This is a genomic window from Microbacterium sp. IEGM 1404, from assembly GCF_030056775.1.
GTDB lineage: Bacteria > Actinomycetota > Actinomycetes > Actinomycetales > Microbacteriaceae > Microbacterium.
The window spans coordinates 336,866-355,847 of sequence record NZ_JASHKP010000004.1 but is presented as its reverse complement, the minus strand read 5'-3'; the positions used below and the strand labels follow the sequence as shown (position 1 = coordinate 355,847).

The window sequence follows — 18,982 nt, the reverse complement described above, 5'->3', positions numbered from 1 at the left end:
GGGGAGTGCGCCACCGGGAGCCGTTTCACGTGAACTGGGCGACCGTACACGACGTGACGCGGCCAGGAGCCGTGCGCTCGGCCGGATCACGTGAAATGGGCCACCTCGGCACCGCCGCCCCGCACCGATCGCCCAGGCCGTCCCGGTAAACTGGATGAGGCGTGTCGGGAAGTCTGGTCGACGAATGAGTCGATCGACCCCTGGAAGGGATGCCATGACCGAGACCCACACGCGCGCGCCGAGCTGGCCGGGCTACCGCGAAGTCCACCGCGTCACGACCGTGCTGCGCCGCGAGTCGGTCGGCGGGATGCTGCTCGTCATCGCTGCGATCGCGGCGATCATCTGGGCCAACTCCCCCGCCGCGGACGCGTACTTCGCGCTGCGCGACCTGCGCTTCGGGTACGAGCCGTGGCACCTCGAGCTGAGCGTCGGCGCGTGGGCTGCCGACGGGCTGCTGGCGATCTTCTTCTTCATGGTCGGGCTGGAGCTCAAGCGCGAGATCGTGGTGGGAAGCCTCCGGCGCTTCAGCACCGCGATCGTGCCGATCACCGCGGCCGCGGCCGGTGTCGCGGTTCCCGCGCTGATCTACGTCGCCGTCGTCGCGTCGCAGCCGAGCCTGCTCGCCGGCTGGGCGATCCCCGCCGCGACCGACATCGCGTTCGCCGTCGCCGTGCTCGCGCTCGTCGGTTCGCATCTGCCCGGGCCGCTCCGCATCTTCCTGCTCACCCTCGCGGTGGTCGACGACCTCATCGCGATCGCGATCATCGCGCTGTTCTACACCAGCGACATCTCGCTCGTCCCCCTCGCCGTCTTCGCGGTACTGGTCGTGGTCTACGGCACGATCGCGCACCTCGGCCGTGCCTGGTTCGCCCGCAATGCGTGGGCGGCGTGGGTCGTGCTGCTGCCGATCGGTTTCGCGGCGTGGGCGTTCCTGCACGCGTCGGGCGTCCACGCAACGATCGCGGGTGTCGCGCTGGCGTTCACGATCCCGGTGGCCGCGTCGAAGCGGAAGCCCGAGATCCGCGGCATGGACCTCGCCGAGCAGTTCGAGCACCGCTTCCGACCCCTGTCCGCGGGCATCGCCGTGCCGATCTTCGCGTTCTTCGCGGCCGGCGTCGCGATCGGCGGCGGCGAGGGCCTGCTCCGCGCCATCCAGGACCCCGTCACCATCGGCGTCGTCGCGGGTCTCGTGCTCGGAAAGCCCATCGGCATCCTGCTCGGGGTCCGTCTGCTCACGCTCGTGACGAAGGTGCGCCTCGACCCGGCGCTCAAGTGGATCGACCTCGCGGGAGTGGGCCTCCTCGCGGGGATCGGCTTCACCGTGTCGCTTCTGATCGCCGAGCTCAGTTTCCCCGCGGGTTCACCGCACACCGACGACGCGAAGATCGCGATCATGGTCGCATCGCTGCTGGCATCCGTGCTGGCGGCCAGCGTGCTGCTCACCCGCAACCGCCGCTACAAGCAGCTCGCGGCGATGGAGGACGTGGATGCCGACGGCGACGACGTCCCCGATGTGTACCAGCAGCCGCTCCCCCGCGACAGCTGATCCCGGAGCGGGTCAGCCGTAGATCTGCGCGGCGATGTCCGACAACCAGGCCCGCGCGTTGACGTTCACGGTCTCGAGGTAGATCCAGACGTCGTCACGCGCGACGACGACGTCTTCGCTCGTGGCCGCGTCGCCGGGGCGCATGCAGTACTGCGCCCCGAAGTCCTGTGCCGCCTGGCACTGGTACCCCTCGGATGCCAGCTGCTGGAGGCCGGTCGAGACGTCGGCGTCGCTCGCGGTGCTGACGATGATCAGGACCGCCGCGGCTTCTTCCTGGATCCAGTTGCACGACAGCTTCGTGGTGGCGTTGGGGGGCGAGGGGCGGACGAACCCGTCGGCGTGCTGCGCGGTGAGGTTGCCGACGGTTTCGGCCCGGCTGCTTGCGGTGCCGAGGTCGTCGCAGGATGCCGGGATGTTGGCCGCCGCGCTCGGAGGCGTCTCGGAAGCGGTGGGTGTCGGCGTCGGACTCGGCGTCGCGACCGTCACCGTCGGCGTCGCGGTCTCGGACGCGACGGGCGTCGCCTGTTCGGGTACGCATCCGGCCAGGCTCGCGATCGCCACCAGCGCGGCGACCGCGGCGACGCTTCTCCATCGACGCATCGTCGATCCTCTCGACACCGGCGCGGACTCGGGTATCCGCGCGCTCGATAGCGCTCACAGTATCGGCTGGCGCCGACGTCCGCCCGACCCGTCACCCGACGGGGTCAGGCGGATCCGCGCTCGATGATCTCCGTCGGCAGGATCGCGGTGTTCGCCGTCGCCCGGCCGGCGAGCACGTCGAGCAGCATCGTCGCCATCTGTCGCCCCTGGTCGCGCGAGGGTTGCCGCACGGTCGTGAGGGCGGGAACGAGCGAGGTCGCGACCGCAGAGTCGTCGAAGCCGATGATCGCGATGTCGCGACCCGGCTCGTGCCCCTGCTCGCGCAGAGCGGTGTACGCGCCGCGGGCCATGAGATCGCTCGCGACGAACAGCGCCTCGGGAAGATCGCCGGATGCCAGGATCCTCCGCATCGCGTCGGCGCCCCCGGCCTCGGTGAAGTCGCCGTCCTCCACCGCGACGGGCTCCAGTCCCGCCTCGGCGAGCACGTCGCGGAAGCCCTGCAGACGGTCGATGCCGGCGGGCATGTCGGCGGGTCCGGCGACGGTCGCGATTCGGCGGTGGCCGCGGTCGATCAGGTAGCGGGTGGCATCCCGCCCGCCCCGGACGTTGTCGACGTCGACGTAGTGGTCGGCGGGACGCACGCGCGCGGGCCGCCCGCCGAAGACCACGGGCACGGTGTCGGCCAGGCGGTCGACGAACGTGTCGCTGGTGTGGTGGGAGGCGACGATGGCACCGTCGACGCTGCCCCCGCGGAGGTAGCCGAGGGCTTTGGCGCTGGCGTCGTCGGTGGCGATGAGCATGTTCATCACGTAGTCGGACTCGCCGATGACCTGCGAGATCCCGGCGACGATCGATCCGAAGAACGGGTCGCCGAAGAAGCGGTCGGTGTCTTCGGGGATGACCAGGGCGATCGCGCGCGTCTGGCGGCTGGCGAGCGAGCGGGCGGCGCGGTTCGGGACGTACTGGAGATCTTCGATCGCCCGGCGGACCGCTTCGAGCGCCGACGGAGAGACGGCGGTCGAGCCGTTGACGACGCGGGACACGGTGGAGCGGGAGACACCCGCTCGAGCGGCGACCTCTTCGATGGTGGCGGCACCGCGCACGGGGGTCAGTGACATCGGGCTCCTCCCGGGATCAGCGACGCGACGGTGAGCCGGATCACTCCCGGCGACGTTGCGAGCGTACTCCTCCGTGCTGTCGCACAACCCGCTCGGCGCGACCGAATGACGCGCCGAGCAGGTCGACGATGAGGGTGAAGTACGTCAGGCGGCAGGCAGCGCGTCGGCCGAAGCCGGCGCCACCAGCGCCCTCTCCTCGATCACTCGCGCGTACGCCAGGCCGGAGTCCTTCACGGAGCGCTCCTGCGTCGCGTAGTCGACGTGCACGATACCGAAACGCTTCTCGTAGCCCCAGGCCCACTCGAAGTTGTCGAGCAGCGACCAGTAGAAGTAGCCGCGGACGTCGATGCCCTTGTCGACGGCATCCAGGACGGCGGCGAGATGCGCCTCCACGAACTCCACGCGCTCGGAGTCGTGGACGCGCGTCTCGCCGTCCTCGGTCACGGGCACGTCGTCGTAGGCGGCACCGTTCTCGGTGATGTACAAAGCGACGTCGGCCTCGGCCGAGTACTCGGCGCTCACACGCTCGAGCAGACCGGTGAGGGCCTCGGGCTGCACCTCCCAGCCCATCGTCGTACGGGGAAGGCCCCGCTCGTGCCAGTACAGGTTTCCGTGCGCGGGGAACGGCGACGCGATCGGGCGCACCGTGGGGGCGTCGCCCGCCGGCGGGTTGACCAGCGGCGGCCTGCCGCCGACGTACTCGCCGTGGTAGTAGTTCACGCCGAGGGTGTCGATCGGGGTCGAGATGACGTCGAGGTCGCCCGGGCGCACGGCCTCCTGCCACTGCCGCACCGCGTCGGCATCCACGTTCCGGAAGTCCTGGATGATGTCGGCCGGGTAGCTGCCGCGGAACACCGGGTCGAGGAACCAGCGGTTGAACTGGCCGTCGATGCGGCGCGCGGCGTCGAGGTCGGCGGGGTCCGTGGGGTCGACGGCATCCGCCACGGTCAGGTTCAGCGTGAGCCCGAGGTTGAGCGAGGCGTCGCGGGCGCGGAGCTCGCGCACGGTCTGGCCGTGCCCCAGGAGCAGGTGGTGCGCGGCGAGCATGCCCTCGGCCTGCGAGTAGTGTCCGGGCGCGTGGGCGCCGGCGGTGTAGCTGAGGAACGACGAGCACCACGGCTCGTTGAGCGTCGTCCACACGTTCACGCGGTCGCCCAGGGCGTCGTGCATGTCGAGCGCGTACTCGGTGAAGAGGTCGCTCGTCTCGCGGACGGTCCAGCCGCCGCGTTCCTGCAGGGCCTGGGGAAGATCCCAGTGGTACAGGGTCAGCCACGGGAGGATGCCGGCATCCAGGAGCTCGTCGACGAGGCGCTTGTAGAAGTCGACGCCCTTCGAGTTCAGCGCACCGCCGTCGGGCCGCACGCGCGACCACGACGTGGAGAAGCGGTAGGTCTGCAGGCCGAGGCTCTTCATGACCTGCACGTCGTCGGCGTAGCGGTGGTAGTGGTCGCACGCGACATCGCCGTTGTCGGCGTTGATCACCGCGTCGGGAACCCGGCTGAAGGCGTCCCAGATCGAGGCCGTGCGCCCGTCCTCGAACGCGGCCCCCTCGATCTGGTACGCGGCGGTCGCCGCACCGAAGAGGAAGCCCTCGGGAAAGGCTCGGGTGTGGGACATGGATCGGGTTCCTTCCGTGGGCGCAAGCGTCATCCCTTGACCGCCCCTTGCATGATGCCACTGACCAGCTGCTTGCCCGCGAAGACGAACAGCAGCAGCAGCGGGATCGTCGACAGCAGCACGCCCGCGAGCACGATGGAGTAGTCGACGAAGTAGTTGGACTGCAGGAGCGACAGCGCCACCGGCAGCGTCGGGTTCTGGCGGTCGAGCACGATGAACGGCCAGAAGAAGTTGTTCCACGCGCTCACGAACGTGAACAGCGCGAGCATCGCCGCAGCGGGCCGAGCCGCCGGGACGCCCACGGTCAGGAACGTGCGGAACGAGCTGGCGCCGTCGACGCGCGCCGCCTCGATCAGCTCGTCCGGCACCGCCTGGCGCAGGTACTGCGTCATCCAGAACACGCCGAACGCGCTGGTCAGCGCCGGAATGATGATCGCGCCGAGCTGCCCGGTCCACCCGAGCTCGCTGAACAGGATGTACAGCGGCACGACGCCCAGCTGCGTCGGCACGGCCATGGTCGCCACGACGAAGACGAGCAGCCACGGCCCCCCGCGGAACTTCAGCTTCGCGAACGCCCACCCCGCGAGGGTGGAGAAGAAGACGACGGATGCCGCGATCAGACCCGAGCTGATGATGGAGTTCACCAGCGCCGGCCAGAAGTTGACCGCGGGGTCGCCCATGACGGACGCGGCATTGGCGAAGAAGTTGCCCCCGGGGATCCACGACCGGTTCGCGTCGCGGATGGTCGACGAATCGCCCGACCCGATCAGCAGCGACCAGTAGAAGGGGAACACGCTCGCGAGCAGCACCGCGCCGAGGGCGGTGTACACGAACCAGCCCGGGCGCGAGCCGCGCACCGCGCGGGGACGGCGCGGCTTCGTGGGCAGGTCGGGGTCGACGACGGCGACCGGGACGGCGTTGACGGCGGTCATCGGGCCGCCTCCTCTCGCTGGAGCTGCTTCTTCGCCGCGCGCGCCTGGGCGCGCAGCTCGCGGCGGGACCGCGTGTCGCGCCGGCCCTCGTCGCGCACGAGCGAGCGCGTGATGAACAGATTGACGACGCCGATGGCGAGGATGATGAGGAACAGGATCCACGCGAGCGCCGCCGCCCGTCCGAAGTTCCACTCCCCCCAGCCGACGTTGTAGAGCCACAGCGTCACGGTCAGCCACTGGTTGTCGGCGCCGCCGGTGCCGTACTGGTCGTACATGCGCGGCTCGTCGAAGATCTGCAGGCCGCCGATGGTCGAGGTGATGATGACGAAGATCAGCGTCGGCTTCAGGCTCGGCATCGTGATCGAGAAGAACTGCCGGACCTTGCCGGCGCCGTCGACGGTGGCCGCCTCGTAGTACTCGCGGGGCACGGCCTGCATCGCGGCCAGGAGGATCAGGGTGTTGTAGCCGGTCCAGCGGAAGTTCACCATCGTCGCGATCGCGATGTGGCTGGCGAAGGCATCCGAGTGCCAGGGCACCGCGGGCAGGCCGAGGTTCTGCAGCGTGGTGTTCACGACGCCGTACTGGTCGCCGAACATGTTGCTGAAGATCAGGGCCACGGCCACGGGCGCCATGACGTAGGGGATGAGGACGCTCATGCGCCAGAAGGTCTTGGCGCGGATGTTCTGGTCGAGCATCGCGGCGATGAAGATCGCGAGGATCAGCTGCGGCACGCTCGAGAGCAGGAAGATGCTGAACGTGTTGCGCAGCGCGATCCAGAACTTCGGCTGGCTGAGCACCCACGCGTACTGGTCGAACCCGATGAACTGGCCCGAGTTGCGCACCAGGTCCCAATCCATGAACGAGATCACGGCGGTGTACGCGATCGGGAAGAGCCCGGTGACCGCGAACAGGACGAAGAACGGCGAGATGTAGAGGTAGGGCGAGAGCTTCAGGTCCCACGCGCTGCGGCGTGCGCTGAAGCCGACCCGTCGCGGTTCGCGCGCCCTCGGCGCCGCGGCCCCTGTGGGTCGTTCGAGTGTGCTGGTCACGGTGTGTGCTCCGTTTCTGACGCGTGAGGGGTCAGAATCTGTCGCCTGCGACGGAGCCGAAGCGACAATTCTTGACCCCTCACGCGAGAAGGGGATGGGCGACGGATGCCAGGGGTGCGCAGCCGCGGCCCCTGGCATCCGTTCGCGGGGGTCAGGACAGGGCGTCGACCTCTGCCGCCCACTGCTTCCAGGAGTCGGTCGCGCTCTGCGTGCCGTCCTCGACACGGGTCAGCGCCTTCTGCATGGCGTCGTTGATCTGGAAGTAGAACTTCCCCTTGTAGGGCGAGACCTTCACGGCCTGCGCACGCTCGGAGAGGATCTCCCCGACGGGTGCGTTGTTGAAGTACTCGTTGGTGTTGCTCAACAGCGAATCGGCCTTCAGCGCGTCCGTCTGGCTGGGGAACGTCCCGGCGCTCTCGAACGCCTTGACCTGCGTCTCGGGGTTCGTCAGCCAGTCGGCCAGCTCCTGCGCGGCCTCGACGTTCTTGCCGTTGGCGGGGACGGTCAGGTACGAGCCGCCCCAGTTGCCGGCGCCGCCGGGGAAGACGTTGGCGATGTCCCAGCCCGTGACGTCGGGGGCGTTGCCCGAGATGACACCGAGCATCCAGCCGGGGCAGAGCATCGTCGCGAACGCGCCGTTGGACAGACCCGCGAACCAGTCGTCGGACCACTGGCCGAGGTGCGCCGACTGCGTGGCGCTGGCCGCGAGGACCTCGTCGTAGATCTTCTTGACCTCGGGGTTCTGGGTCGCGGTGATCGCGCCGCTGTCGGGGTTCTCGTACGCGGCCTCGACCTGATTGATGGCGCCCTGGTACGTGCCGCCGGCGGAGTCGAAGAACGCCTTGCCGGTCGCGGCGACGTACTTGTCACCCAGGGCGAAGTACGTGGACCAGTCGCCCTCGAGGAGCTTGGCGACCTCGGCGCGATCGGTGGGCAGACCCGCCGCGGCGAACAGATCGGAGCGGTAGCAGACGCCTTCGGGTCCGATGTCGGTGCCGTAGCCGATGAGATTGCCTTCGGGGCTCGTCGCGGCCGTCACCTTGTAGTCGAGCCAGCGGCTCTTCAGGTCGTCGGGGACCGGGGCGAGGAGGTCGGCGTACTGCATGACCTCGGGCAGCCAGTCGACCTCGATCGCCTCGATGTCGGCGAGGCCGGTCTTGCCGAGCTTCTGGAAGTAGTTCTCGCGGGCCTCGTTGCTGGTCGCGGCCTTGTTGTGGACGATCTTCACGTTCGGGTGCGCGTCCATGTACTCCTGCAGGAGCGCGTCGGTGTACCCGAAGTCGTTGAACGTGGCGACGGTGAGGGTGACCTCGCCGTCGGCCGATGCGGTGCCCCCGCCACCGGAGCAACCGGCGAGCACGAGGGCGGAGGTGGAGGCGGCGGCCGCGACGAGGGCGGCACGACGCAGGGCACGTGATTTCACAGAACACTCCTTCGTGGTGGGTGATGCGGTGTGCTCCTGTGCGCGGCGCCCCCTCGACCTCTGAACCGTGGGAGCGCTCTCACCGATCCCGCATGACGTTATGGGATCGCTCCCAAAGTGTCAAGAGAGCGCTCCCACACTCCGCCGCGGGACGCAATCCCTTGTCTCGACGGCGCAAGCCGGTGTCGGCGGCGGCGTGGAACGGCCCCGTAGAATGGCATCCACTGCCCTTCCGACACCTGGAGCTGGAATGCCCACCATCGTCGTCGACGTCATGCCCAAGGCCGAGCTTCTCGACCCGCAGGGGAAGGCCGTCGCCGGCGCCCTGTCGCGACTGGGCGAGAACCGCTTCTCCGACGTGCGGATCGGCAAGCGCTTCGAGCTGACCGTCGAGGGCGAGGTCGACGAGGCCACGCTGGCCCGCGCCCGCGAGCTCGCCGACGAGATGCTCTCGAACGCCGTGATCGAGGACGTGGTGAACATCGAGGTCGTCGAGTGACGACGCGCATCGGGGTCATCACCTTCCCCGGCTCCCTCGACGATCGCGACGCGCAGCGGGCCATCCGCCTCGCGGGCGCCGAGCCGGTCGCGCTGTGGCACGGCGAGCACGACCTCCGAGGCGTCGACGCCCTCGTCCTCCCCGGCGGCTTCAGCTACGGCGACTACCTCCGCGCCGGAGCGATCGCCGCGTTCGCGCCGATCATGGCCGAGGTGAAGGATGCCGCCGCCAAGGGCATGCCGATCCTCGGCATCTGCAACGGCTTCCAGATGCTCGTCGAGGCGCACCTGCTTCCCGGTGGGCTGATCCGCAATGCGCACCAGCAGTTCATCCGCCGCGACCAGCGCCTGCGCGTCGAGAACGCCTCCACCGCCTGGACCAGCGCATTCGACGAGGGCGACGAGATCGTCATCCCGCTGAAGAACGCCGACGGCGGATACATCGCGGATGCCGAGACCCTGGCTCGCGTCAACGGCGAGGGCCTCGTCGCGTTCCGGTACCTGGGCGTGAACCCGAACGGTTCGCTCGACGACATCGCCGGCCTCACGAACGAGCGCGGCAACGTCGTCGGCCTGATGCCGCACCCGGAGCACGCCGTCGAGCCCGGCTTCGGCCCGGGCACCTCCGTCGCGATGCGCTCCGGCGTCGACGGGCTCGGTTTCTTCACCTCGGCCATCTCGGCCGTCGTCGCCGCGGCGGCGTAACACCCCCCGCGGGTACCCGCCGTCCCACCTCCGGATCGTGCGCGATGCCGGCCGACTGACTATCGTTCTTCCTACCGACGGTCGGAGAGCCCGGCGGCACGGTCGCGGCGGACCCGACATCGCCCGATCCGCACCATTCGTTGCGCGTCGTACCGCAACGATCGCCGATGCTCACCCGCACCGACGGACGGGGAGTCCGGTGCACGTCGACGCGTGCGCGGGCGGAGGGGGATCGTCGTGGCAGAGGAAGCACCCGCGGGCGGGGACCTCTTGCGCGCGGCATCCGTCCAGACGCTGCTGCGACTGGAACCCGGGCACGGCCAGCCGATCGGGCGGCATCTGACCGTGCTCGCGGAGGTGGACCCCGGGCCGGCACCCGCGACGTGGACCGACGCCCGCGCCGGCGTACTCTCGAGCGTCCTCGCCGCACGCGCTCGGCGGGACGCCCTCGGCGACGGCCTGGACCTGATCCACCGCTACTTCGTCGACGGACGTCTCACCCGGCCGGCCTCCCTCTCGACGGCGGCCCGCTCGCGTCTGTACGCGAGCGTCAGCGAGTACTGCTCCGCGGTCGGTTGGCCGCAGATCGCGGCGCGGTACGCCGCGGAGGCCCGGGAGTTCGCCGACGCCGATGCGCAGCGATACCGCGCGCACAGCGTGCATGCCCTCGCTCTCGCCCTCAACGCGGAATACGTCTCGGCCGCCGACGCCGTCCGCGAGGCGCATGCCCTGTTCGCTGCGCACGACTGGCACGACGACGACCTCTCGCACTGTCTCTTCCTCGGCGAAGCGATGCTCGCCCTCACCCGCGCCGATGCCGAGCGCCTCCGCCAGCTCGCCGACGGCTTGCAGCGCACACCGTCGGATCAGCCGTACTGGAACTTCGGTGCAGCGGTGATGCGTGTCGCCGCGCACTTCTTCGACCGCGATCTCGCGTCCGGCCTGGCCGAGAGCCGTCGTCTGCTGCACGCCTCCGATCGCGCCCGCAGCCCCCGCCTCCAGCGCGACCTCCTCCTCGGGATGCACGCCGACATGCTCGCCCTCCATGGCGAGTTCGACGAAGCCCTCGCGGTGCTGTCCACCGGCGTCACGCATCCCGGTCACGCCGTGTGCTTCCCGATGCAGCGCGCCGCTACGCTGCTGCTCACCGGTCGCGAACGCGAGGTGATCGAGTCGACGAACGCGTGCGTCGCCCTCCACGACGAGCACTGCCTGCGCACGCTCACGCCGCTGCTCACGCGCCGCGCGGTGGCATTCCTGCGACTGGGCAACGACCAGCGCGCGACCCAGAGCATGGAATCCGCCGTGGTGCTCATCGCCCAGACCGGCGGATCGCTCATGCCGTTCCTGATGATCCCGAGCTCGGACGCGGCACGACTCCTCGACCTCGTGGCCGGAGTCCGCGACGATCTGGGCGAGACCATCGACCGGCTGCGTTCGGCCCTCCCGGCCCTCGCCGCCCGCCAGGCCCTGTCCCCGGCCCTGACGCCGCTGACACCGACCGAACGGGAACTCGCGCACCTGTTGCGCACGACCCGGTCGGTGGCCGAGATCGCCCGGGCTCGCGGGGTCTCGGTGAACACCGTGAAGTCGCAGATGCGCTCGATCTACGGCAAGCTCGGCGTCTCCCGACGCGAAGAGGCCCTGCGGGTGCTGGAGTCCCGCCCCGACTGAGGGGCCTGCGAGACGCCCGGGCCCGCGGAGACCAGCGACCCGTCACCGAGCAGGCTCTCCCGTGAGCCCGCCGCAGGCCACCCCTCCTCCCCCGCGCCGCTCGGCCGAGTTTCATCCGCTTCTCCGCCCCTCCCCGGGCGGAAGGCGGACATTTGTCCTATCCTCATGAATGGGACCGCTCCCCGGGGGCTGGCGGTTCCAGCGGCCGCTCGCGAACCCGAATCCGTGTCCGACCGCCCGTCCTGGGTGCCTGTCTATCCATGACGCGACCGTGGGCGCACCGATGCGCCGCACGTAGGCGGTCGCGTTCGTGTCACGGAGGTCACATGAGCGATTCCGATGGTCCCATCAGCCCGAGCGCCGCGCTCCGCGCGGCTGCGGCCCACACGTTCGCGCGCCTGGAACCCGGGCACGGGCAACCGCTCGCGCGCCACCTCGCCCTCCTGGCGGAAGCCGAGCCGGGCGCGACCCCCCTGATCTGGACAGACACCCGGGCGATGGTCCTCACCTCGATGCTGGTGGCACGCGCGCGTCATGACGCGCTCGGCGACGGCATCGAACTCGTGTCGCGCTACTTCGACAGCGGACGTCTCACGCGTCCCGCGGCACTGTCGGGTCCGGCCCGCTCCGCGCTGTACGCGGGCGTCGCGGAGTACTGCGCCGCGGTCGGATGGCCGCAGATCGGTGGGCACTACGCCGCCGAGGCCCTGCTCTTCGCCGAGACCCCGGCGCAGCGCTACCGCGCGTTGAGCGTGCAGGCGTTGAATCTCGGGCTGAACGCCGAATACCCCGGCGCGGCAAGGGCGATCGACGACGCGCGCCAGCTGTACGGCGACTACGGGTGGGCCGCCGAGGACGTCTCGCACTGCCTCCTGCTCGGAGACGGATTCGTCGCTGCCAGCCGCGCGGAATCAGCACGTATGCACGCGATCGCCGACGAACTCGAGCACGCCCAGCCCGATGATCCGTATTGGGTCTTCAGCGCCGAGATGACCCGGGTAGCCGCGATGTTCATCGGCCGCTCAGTTCCGGAGGCACTCGCCAAGAGCTGGGAACTCCTGCACTCCTCGGGCCGCACGCGGAGCTTCCGGATCGTCCGCGGCCTGCTCCTCGGCCTGCACGCCGACATGCTCACCGCCCTCGGTGAGTACGAAGAGGCCCTCGCCGTGCTCGACAACGCCGTCACCAACCCCGGCCATGCCGTGTGCTTCCCTATGCAGCGCTCGCGGACGCTCCTGCAGATGGGACGCGAGCGCGAGGTCATCGAGAACACGAACGCCTGTGTCGCCCTGCACGACGAACATTGCCTGCGCACCCTGACCCAGGTCCTCACTGTCCGCGCCGTCGCTTTCCTCCGGATGGGCGGCGAGAAGCGCGCACTGCAGAGCATGGAGTCCGCGTTCCGGCTCATCCAACGCACGGGAGGTTCGATGATGCCGTTCCTCATGATCCCGTTCTCGGAGACCGACCTCCTTCTGGATCGTCTGTCGGCGACCACTCCCGACCTCGCGTCCGCGGCAGCGACGACGCGACAGATGCTGCCGAAGATCGCCGCCCCTTCCGCCCGCGACGATGCCTTCGCCGCGCTGACCACCACCGAGCGGGAGCTCGCGTACCTCCTCACCTCGAGCCTCGGCATCCCCGACATCGCGCGGGCGCGGAACGTGTCGGTGAACACCGTGAAGTCACAGGTCCGGTCGATCTACGGCAAGCTGGGGGTGTCGAGCCGAGAGGATGCCGTCGCGTTGCTGCAGCGTCCGCACGAGTGACCGGGGAGCTCGCACCGAACGAGGAGCCCATGCGCGCGACAGACCAGGATGCCGTCATCGACCGGATCCTCGCGCTCTGGAGCGGCGATCTCGAGACGTTGCCGTCCGAACCGCGGCTCGCGGAGCTCACGGGGGCGAGCAGGGCCTCGGTCCGCGAAGCACTCGTCCGGCTCGAAGAGCGCGGGTACGTGCACCGGACGCAGGGGACGCGCACGACCCCCAACCGCCGGCTGCCCGACGTCGGGCGCCGGATCGACGAGCAGTTCGATCACTCCCTGTCGATCCGTGCGGCCGGATACGAGCCACGACTCGAGGTCGCGGCATCCGGGGTCCGGGTTCTCGCGGCAGGCGACCCCGAGCGGTTCGACGATCTGCCCGACGGCACGCGGGTGTTCCGCACCGTGAAGGTGTGGAGCGTCGACGGCGCGCCGTACGCGCTGGCGGAAGACCTCGTCCCCCTGGCCCAGGTCGTCGACCTCGACCCCCGGCGGCCGGTGTTCGACCTGGCGGAAGAGGCCAACGGCATCCGGGTCGCGTGGGAGACCCTGTGGGTCGACGCGGTGAGCCTGGACGCCGAGCGGGCGGCGCTGCTGTCGACGACGCCGGGTGTTCCGGTCGTCGAGATGACCTACTGCGGATACGGGACGGGCGACGACGTCGGCTACTGGTCGCGGGAGGTGCAGGTGTCCGCCCCCGCGGGGTTGCGGAATGCCCTCATCCGGCGCGTCCGCCACGATCGGGGCGTTTCGGGGTCGTAACGAGGTCGTGAACGTGTCAGACAAGTTGTCGCAGGACTTGTCTGACAGGCGTATCTTCGGGGCATGACCGAGCCGCTCCCCACCCACCCCCTCGCCGCCGCTACCATCACCGCCGAGGCGTTCGCCCCCTTCGGTGTCGTTCTGACCCCCATGGCAGACGGCACACCCTTCACGGCGGAAGAGGCCGTGCTCGACGTGTCCGGTGGCATCCCGCGCTTCTACCTGATGTCGCTCGACGACAAGAAGCCCGAGTTCGTCCGGGTCACGCGGCACCTCGAGACCACCCAGACCCTCATGGCCGTCGGCGATGTCGAGTGGACGATCGCCGTCGCACCCGCGGGCATCGACGAGCCGACCCTCGACGACCTCCGCGCGTTCCGGATCCCGGCACGCACCGCGATCACGATGCTCAAGGGCACGTGGCACGCCGGCCCGTTCTTCGCCGAGCCGAGCATGGACTTCGTCAACCTCGAGCTCGACGACACCAACGTCACCGATCACCACAACTTCCGACTCGACGACACCTACGGCGTGCGCGTCGTCGTCGAGTGAGCACCCTCACCCCGCTCGCCGACGCAAGTGCTCGCCTGGCCACCCTCGAACGCGAGGCCGCGCACCAGGAAGCGCTGAGCGCCGGAGACGGACGGTCGTGGGTCGGCGAACGCGACGGTGAACACCCGGTCGTGATCGTGGGCGGCGGACAGGCCGGGCTCGTCCTCGCCCGGGGCCTGCGCCGCCGCGGCATCGACGACGTCGTCGTCCTCGACTCCGCCCCGGTCGACGCCACCGGTCCGTGGACCACGTACGCGCGCATGCACACGCTCCGCACCCCGAAGGACATCGCCTGGCCGACGTGGGGCGTCCCGGCGGTGAGTCCGCGCGCGTGGTTCGAGGCCGTGTACGGCGCAGCGGCGTGGGACGACATCGCCTTCTTCCCGACCGTCGCGTGGCAGGGGTTCCTGCAGTGGTACCGGACGGTCGCCGGCATCGAGGCCGTCGGTTCCACCGCGGTCACGTCGATCACCCCGCCGGATGCCGACGGCCCCCTGCGCCTGCACCTCGAGGGCCCCGACGGGTCCTGGGTGCTCCTCGCCCGGCACGTCGTGCTCGCCACCGGCATCGAGGGCGCCGGAGGCCGGCAGGTTCCGGCGCTCCTCGACACCCTCCCGGCCGAGCGGGTGCACCACACCCACGACGCGATCGATTTCGCCGCCCTCGCCGGGAAGCGCATCGGCATCCTGGGCGCCGGCACCGGCGCGTTCGACAACGCCGCCACCGCCCTCGAGCACGGGGCGGCCTCGGTCGACGTGCACATGCGGCGCCCCGAGATGCCACAGGTCAGCCCCTACCGGTGGATGGAATTCTCGGGCCTCATCGAGAACTACGGCTCGCTCACCGACGCGCAGAAGTGGACGTTCAACGTGCACCTGTCCGCCGTCGACCAGCCCGCGACGCAGAACGCGATCTGGCGCGCGCACGCCTTCGACGGCTTCCGTTTCCTGACGGCGTCGCCGTGGCGATCCGTCGAGTGGGACGGCACCGACATCGTCGTGACGACGCCGCACGGCATCCATCGCTATGACGTCGTCATCGCCGCGACCGGGATCGTCGCAGATCTCTCGCGCCGTCCGGAGCTGTCGACGGTGGCCCCGGATGCCACGCTCTGGAGCGACCGTCTCACCCCGGCGCAGATCGCGGAGAACCCCGGGCTCGCGGCGTTCCCGTACCTCGACGACGACTTCGGCCTCGTCAGCCGGAGTGGGGCGGCGGGGTCGGCGCTGTCGCGCATCCACATGTTCAACCACGGAGCGCGGATCAGCCAGGGCATGCTCAGCCACCAGATCCCGGGACTCGTCGGGGGCGCGACCAAGCTCGCCGCGGCGCTGTCGCGGCGGCTCTTCACCCGCGACGCCGAGGCGCTGATGGCGGAGTACCTCGCCTACGACGTTCCGGTCGGGGTGCACATCGGGCGGCGGCCCGTACCGGCGGACGTCACCGGCTGAGGCGGCCGCGCCGCGTGTCCGCGGGGCCGCGGTCGCCGGACCCGCGGGTAGCGTGGGGCGGGTGACTTCCCCGCTGATCGTGTCCGTGCCCACCGCGCAGCTCCGCGACGATCTGCAGCCCCTGCCCGAGGGCGCGGAGGTGCTCGTCTGGGACATGACGGATGCCGCCCCCCGCCCGCACATCGACATCGTGGTGCCGCCGTACATGTCGATGGACGGCGTCATCGCGCGCCTGACCGAGGTGACGACGCGGCTCGTGCAGGGCCAATCGATCGGGTACGACAACGTCGAGGGGCGCCTCCCCGAGGGCATCGTGTTCGCCAACGCCACCAGCGTGCACGAGACGGCGACCGCCGAGCTCGCCGTCTCCCTCGCCCTCGCGGCCCAGCGCGCGCTTGCGGACTTCGTCCGCGCGCAGGACCGGGCGGAGTGGGAGGGGAAGTGGACACCGGGCCTCGCCGACGCCCGCGTCACTTTGCTCGGTTTCGGCGGTGTCGGCCGCGCCATCGCGGCGAGGCTGAAGCCCTTCGAGGTCGATCTCCGCGCGGTCGCGTCGCACGGACGACTGCAGGACGACGTCGAGGTCCTCCCCCTCGGCGAGCTGTACGACGTCCTCGCCGCCACCGACGTGCTGATCGTGTCGCTCCCCGGCGGCGACAAGACCCAGCACCTCGTCGACGACGCCGCGCTGTCGGCCCTGCCCGACGGAGCGCTCGTCGTGAACGTCGGCCGCGGCCCCGTGATCGACACCGACGCCCTCGTCGACCACGTGCGGCGCGGACGCGTCCGCGCGGCGCTGGACGTCACCGACCCCGAGCCGCTGCCCGCCGACCACCCGCTGTGGACTCTCGAGGGCGTGCTCATCGCGCCGCACGTCGGCGGCGCCACAGGAGCGATGCGGCCCCGGATCGCGCGGCTCGTCCGCCGGCAGATCGAGCACTTCCTCGCGGGCGAAGAGCCCGAGAACGTGGTGCTGCGCGGCTGATCCGCCGTTCAGCCGGCAGCGCGTGCGGCGTACGTGTTCGCCGTGGCGGCGACGTCGTCGACGTAGCTGTCGAGGTGGTTGTACGAGAAGATCGCCCGCCGCCAGCCGGAGGCGCTCGTCATCTCGCCGGCGGCGCACAGGTAGCGGCCCGCGGCAAGTGCGGCGTCGTCGATCTGGTTCGGATCGGCCACCCCGTCGCCATTGCCATCGGCGCCCCACCGCTGCCACGTCGCGGGGATGAACTGCAACGGGCCCACGGCGCGGTCCCAGGTGGCATCCCCGTCCCAGCGTCCGCCGTCGGTGTCGCCGATCGCGGCGCTGGCGGTGCCGTCGAGGGGGATGCCGCGGATCGCCGGCTGCGGATACCCCGCGTCGTCGAGGTGACCACCGGAGTGCGTGCCGTGGGCGGACTCGATGGCGCCGATCCCCGCGAGGGTGTTCCAGCCGAGCCCGCAGCCCGGCTGTTCGGCCTTCAGCGTGAGCGCGGCCGACGCGTAGGCGCGCAGGGCCCGCTCCGGGATGCCGGTCGCCGCCGCCGTGCGGGCGGTCCAGGCCGGATCGGCGGGGACGATCTCCGCGAGGGGCGGGGCCGACGGCACGGGAACCGCGGTCGGCACGGGGGCGGAGGCCGGCGCGTCGGCGACGGGCGCGGCATCCGGCTCGACCGCGGGGGCGTACGCCCCCACCCTCTCCTCGAGGGGACGCTCACGGCCGACGGCTTGCGACGACACGACGAGGGCGATCGCGATCACGACGAAGAGCACCGCCGCGACGGCGGCGGCGATCGAAGACCACGAGCGTCCGCGGTCGGCGTCGAGATCCACGCGGACCCTCCCTCGGCATCCACCCGGGTAGGGAACGCCGCGGCGAGACTAGCCACGCGAGGCGACGTGCGGGTGAACGGGGGCCGTCGAACCGGGGCGCCGCGGCACGCTCGTCCGGTTCGGTGTCCAAGACACGCGGATGCGACGCGAGGGCGTCCGCGTGTCTTGGACACTCAACCGGGAGAGGGGGCACCGAACTCGGAGGAGGCACCGAGCGCGGCCGGATGCCGCGGGACCGGCGTCAGCCGCGGCACCGGGCGTCAGCCGCGGAAGCCCGCGGGGTTCGCGAGGAGGTCGGCGAAGGCGAGCTCGGCGGGGCCGATGAGCATCAGGCGCGAGCGCAGGTGCGCGCGCTCGAGACGGATCGTGCGGCCGTCCGCGCCCAGCGGATGCACGCGTACCGCCTCGGCCAGACGCTCGCGGCTGACCGACAGCAGCGCGCCGAGGTATCCCGACAGCACGACCGTCTCGGGGCTGAAGGCGTTGACGAAGTTCGTCAGCGCCAGCGAGAGCACCTCGACCTGGCGCGTCACCTCCGCGAGCACCCGGGGATCGCGGGCGACGCCGAGCTCCACGTCGAGTTCGTCCTCGTCGAGCTTGCGCCGGCCGAGCAGCGGCTCGAGGAGGTCGAGGCGGACCTCGGCTTCGAGGCATCCCTTGCGTCCGCACACGCACGTGCGGCCGCGCGGGTCGACGACGGTGTGGCCGAGTTCGCCGGCGTAGCCGGAGGTTCCCCGCAGGAGCGTGCCGTCGATGATCAGGCCGCCGCCGATGCTGTGCATCGCGCCGCCGAGGTAGAGGAGGTTCGACACGCCGACGCCGACGCCGAACCGCGACTCGGCGAGCGCGCCGATGCTCGCGTCGTTTCCGGCGGAGACCTGGATGCCGAGTTCGTCGCTCAACCGCGCGGCCACCGGATCCCGGCGCCACCCGAGGGTGGGCGACACCAGCACGGAGCCGTTGGCGTTGACGAGTCCCGGGACGGCGAGGCCGGCGCCGACGACCCGGTAGTGGCGGTCGATGTCGGCGCGCATCGCCTCGACCGAGGAGGCGACGATCTGAACGAAGCGGCGGGGCGACGGCGCGCTCGCGGTGTCGTGGCGCAGCCGCGCGTGGACGACGCCGCCGAGCCCGACGAGGGCGACCGTCACGGCGTGGGGCTCGGCCCGCACGCTCAGCGCGGCGACGTGATCCTCGGGCTCGATGTCGAGCGTGGGGCGGCCGACCTTACCGGTGCGTTCGCCGGCGGCCACCTCGCGGACGAGCCCCAGTTCGGTCAGCTCCATGACGAGGCCCGTGACCGTCGAGCGGTTCAGGCCGATCGTCGCGCCCAGCTGTGCGCGTGAGAGCGCTCCCCGGAGGTGCAGCATCGACAAGACGGACGCGAGGTTCTGCTGACGGATCAGGTCGTTCGTCGTACGACCTGAGGGTGGTGCGAGCGGCGTGGCGGGCTCGAACACGGCAGGGGTCATGAGGGCACC

General features: G+C 70.7%; 17 protein-coding genes. 9 read left to right on the top strand and 8 right to left on the bottom strand.

Features of this window, described 5'->3' with window-relative positions; translation table 11 throughout:
• Positions 1–214 precede the first annotated feature (214 nt).
• Positions 215–1,546 (top strand): Na+/H+ antiporter NhaA, encoded by a 1,332-nt coding sequence (nhaA, locus tag QM517_RS16060; RefSeq protein ID WP_283288881.1) that lies wholly within the window; start codon positions 215–217, stop codon positions 1,544–1,546.
• Between the two features lie 12 nt (positions 1,547–1,558).
• Here the strand turns inward: nhaA and QM517_RS16055 are convergent, their stop codons facing one another.
• The 6 genes from QM517_RS16055 to QM517_RS16030 form a co-directional block, all read right to left on the bottom strand.
• Complete coding sequence (locus tag QM517_RS16055) at positions 1,559–2,146, bottom strand: hypothetical protein (protein WP_077050862.1); 588 nt, start codon at positions 2,144–2,146, stop codon at positions 1,559–1,561.
• Positions 2,147–2,250: 104 nt separating this feature from the next.
• On the bottom strand, positions 2,251–3,264 hold the full coding sequence (locus QM517_RS16050; protein ID WP_283288877.1) for a LacI family DNA-binding transcriptional regulator: 1,014 nt from the start codon (positions 3,262–3,264) through the stop codon (positions 2,251–2,253).
• 144 nt (positions 3,265–3,408) lie between these two features.
• Positions 3,409–4,881 (bottom strand): glycoside hydrolase family 1 protein, encoded by a 1,473-nt coding sequence (locus tag QM517_RS16045; RefSeq protein WP_283288875.1) that lies wholly within the window; start codon positions 4,879–4,881, stop codon positions 3,409–3,411.
• A 29-nt stretch (positions 4,882–4,910) separates the two neighbouring features.
• Positions 4,911–5,813 (bottom strand): carbohydrate ABC transporter permease, encoded by a 903-nt coding sequence (locus tag QM517_RS16040; protein ID WP_278103415.1) that lies wholly within the window; start codon positions 5,811–5,813, stop codon positions 4,911–4,913.
• A complete protein-coding gene (locus tag QM517_RS16035; RefSeq protein ID WP_283288872.1) occupies positions 5,810–6,862 on the bottom strand; it encodes a carbohydrate ABC transporter permease in 1,053 nt (350 codons plus the stop codon). The genes QM517_RS16040 and QM517_RS16035 overlap by 4 nt, the downstream gene beginning before the upstream one ends.
• Before the next feature lie 151 nt (positions 6,863–7,013).
• The gene (locus QM517_RS16030) at positions 7,014–8,285 is read right to left on the bottom strand and encodes an ABC transporter substrate-binding protein (protein ID WP_283288871.1); all 1,272 of its coding nucleotides are present in this window, start codon (positions 8,283–8,285) and stop codon (positions 7,014–7,016) included.
• Between the two features lie 250 nt (positions 8,286–8,535).
• On the opposite strand from QM517_RS16030, the gene purS reads away from it, so the two are divergent.
• The 8 genes from purS to QM517_RS15990 all read left to right on the top strand — a co-directional run bounded on the left by purS (position 8,536) and on the right by QM517_RS15990 (position 16,677).
• Positions 8,536–8,784 (top strand): phosphoribosylformylglycinamidine synthase subunit PurS, encoded by a 249-nt coding sequence (purS, locus tag QM517_RS16025; protein WP_022878640.1) that lies wholly within the window; start codon positions 8,536–8,538, stop codon positions 8,782–8,784.
• Positions 8,781–9,488, top strand: coding sequence for a phosphoribosylformylglycinamidine synthase subunit PurQ (gene purQ / locus QM517_RS16020; protein WP_283288868.1), 708 nt, complete (start codon positions 8,781–8,783; stop codon positions 9,486–9,488). The genes purS and purQ overlap by 4 nt, the downstream gene beginning before the upstream one ends.
• Before the next feature lie 237 nt (positions 9,489–9,725).
• On the top strand, positions 9,726–11,162 hold the full coding sequence (locus QM517_RS18735; RefSeq protein WP_283288864.1) for a helix-turn-helix transcriptional regulator: 1,437 nt from the start codon (positions 9,726–9,728) through the stop codon (positions 11,160–11,162).
• Between the two features lie 326 nt (positions 11,163–11,488).
• Entirely contained in the window at positions 11,489–12,931 is a 1,443-nt protein-coding gene (locus QM517_RS16010) for a LuxR family transcriptional regulator (RefSeq protein ID WP_283288862.1), read from the top strand.
• 29 nt (positions 12,932–12,960) lie between these two features.
• The gene (locus QM517_RS16005) at positions 12,961–13,689 is read left to right on the top strand and encodes a GntR family transcriptional regulator (RefSeq protein WP_283288859.1); all 729 of its coding nucleotides are present in this window, start codon (positions 12,961–12,963) and stop codon (positions 13,687–13,689) included.
• A gap of 63 nt (positions 13,690–13,752) precedes the next feature.
• On the top strand, positions 13,753–14,241 hold the full coding sequence (locus QM517_RS16000; protein ID WP_283288856.1) for an ureidoglycolate lyase: 489 nt from the start codon (positions 13,753–13,755) through the stop codon (positions 14,239–14,241).
• The gene (locus QM517_RS15995; protein ID WP_283288854.1) at positions 14,238–15,692 is read left to right on the top strand and encodes an NAD(P)-binding domain-containing protein; all 1,455 of its coding nucleotides are present in this window, start codon (positions 14,238–14,240) and stop codon (positions 15,690–15,692) included. The genes QM517_RS16000 and QM517_RS15995 overlap by 4 nt, the downstream gene beginning before the upstream one ends.
• Before the next feature lie 61 nt (positions 15,693–15,753).
• Positions 15,754–16,677: a 2-hydroxyacid dehydrogenase gene (locus QM517_RS15990; RefSeq protein ID WP_283288851.1), complete on the top strand. Its 924-nt coding sequence runs from the start codon at positions 15,754–15,756 to the stop codon at positions 16,675–16,677.
• 8 nt (positions 16,678–16,685) lie between these two features.
• Here the strand turns inward: QM517_RS15990 and QM517_RS18730 are convergent, their stop codons facing one another.
• Positions 16,686–17,501 (bottom strand): lytic transglycosylase domain-containing protein, encoded by an 816-nt coding sequence (locus tag QM517_RS18730; protein WP_238592350.1) that lies wholly within the window; start codon positions 17,499–17,501, stop codon positions 16,686–16,688.
• 260 nt (positions 17,502–17,761) lie between these two features.
• Positions 17,762–18,973 carry an ROK family protein gene (locus QM517_RS15980; protein ID WP_077050875.1) on the bottom strand — a complete coding sequence of 404 codons (1,212 nt, stop codon included), beginning with the start codon at positions 18,971–18,973 and terminating at the stop codon, positions 17,762–17,764.
• Positions 18,974–18,982 lie beyond the last annotated feature (9 nt).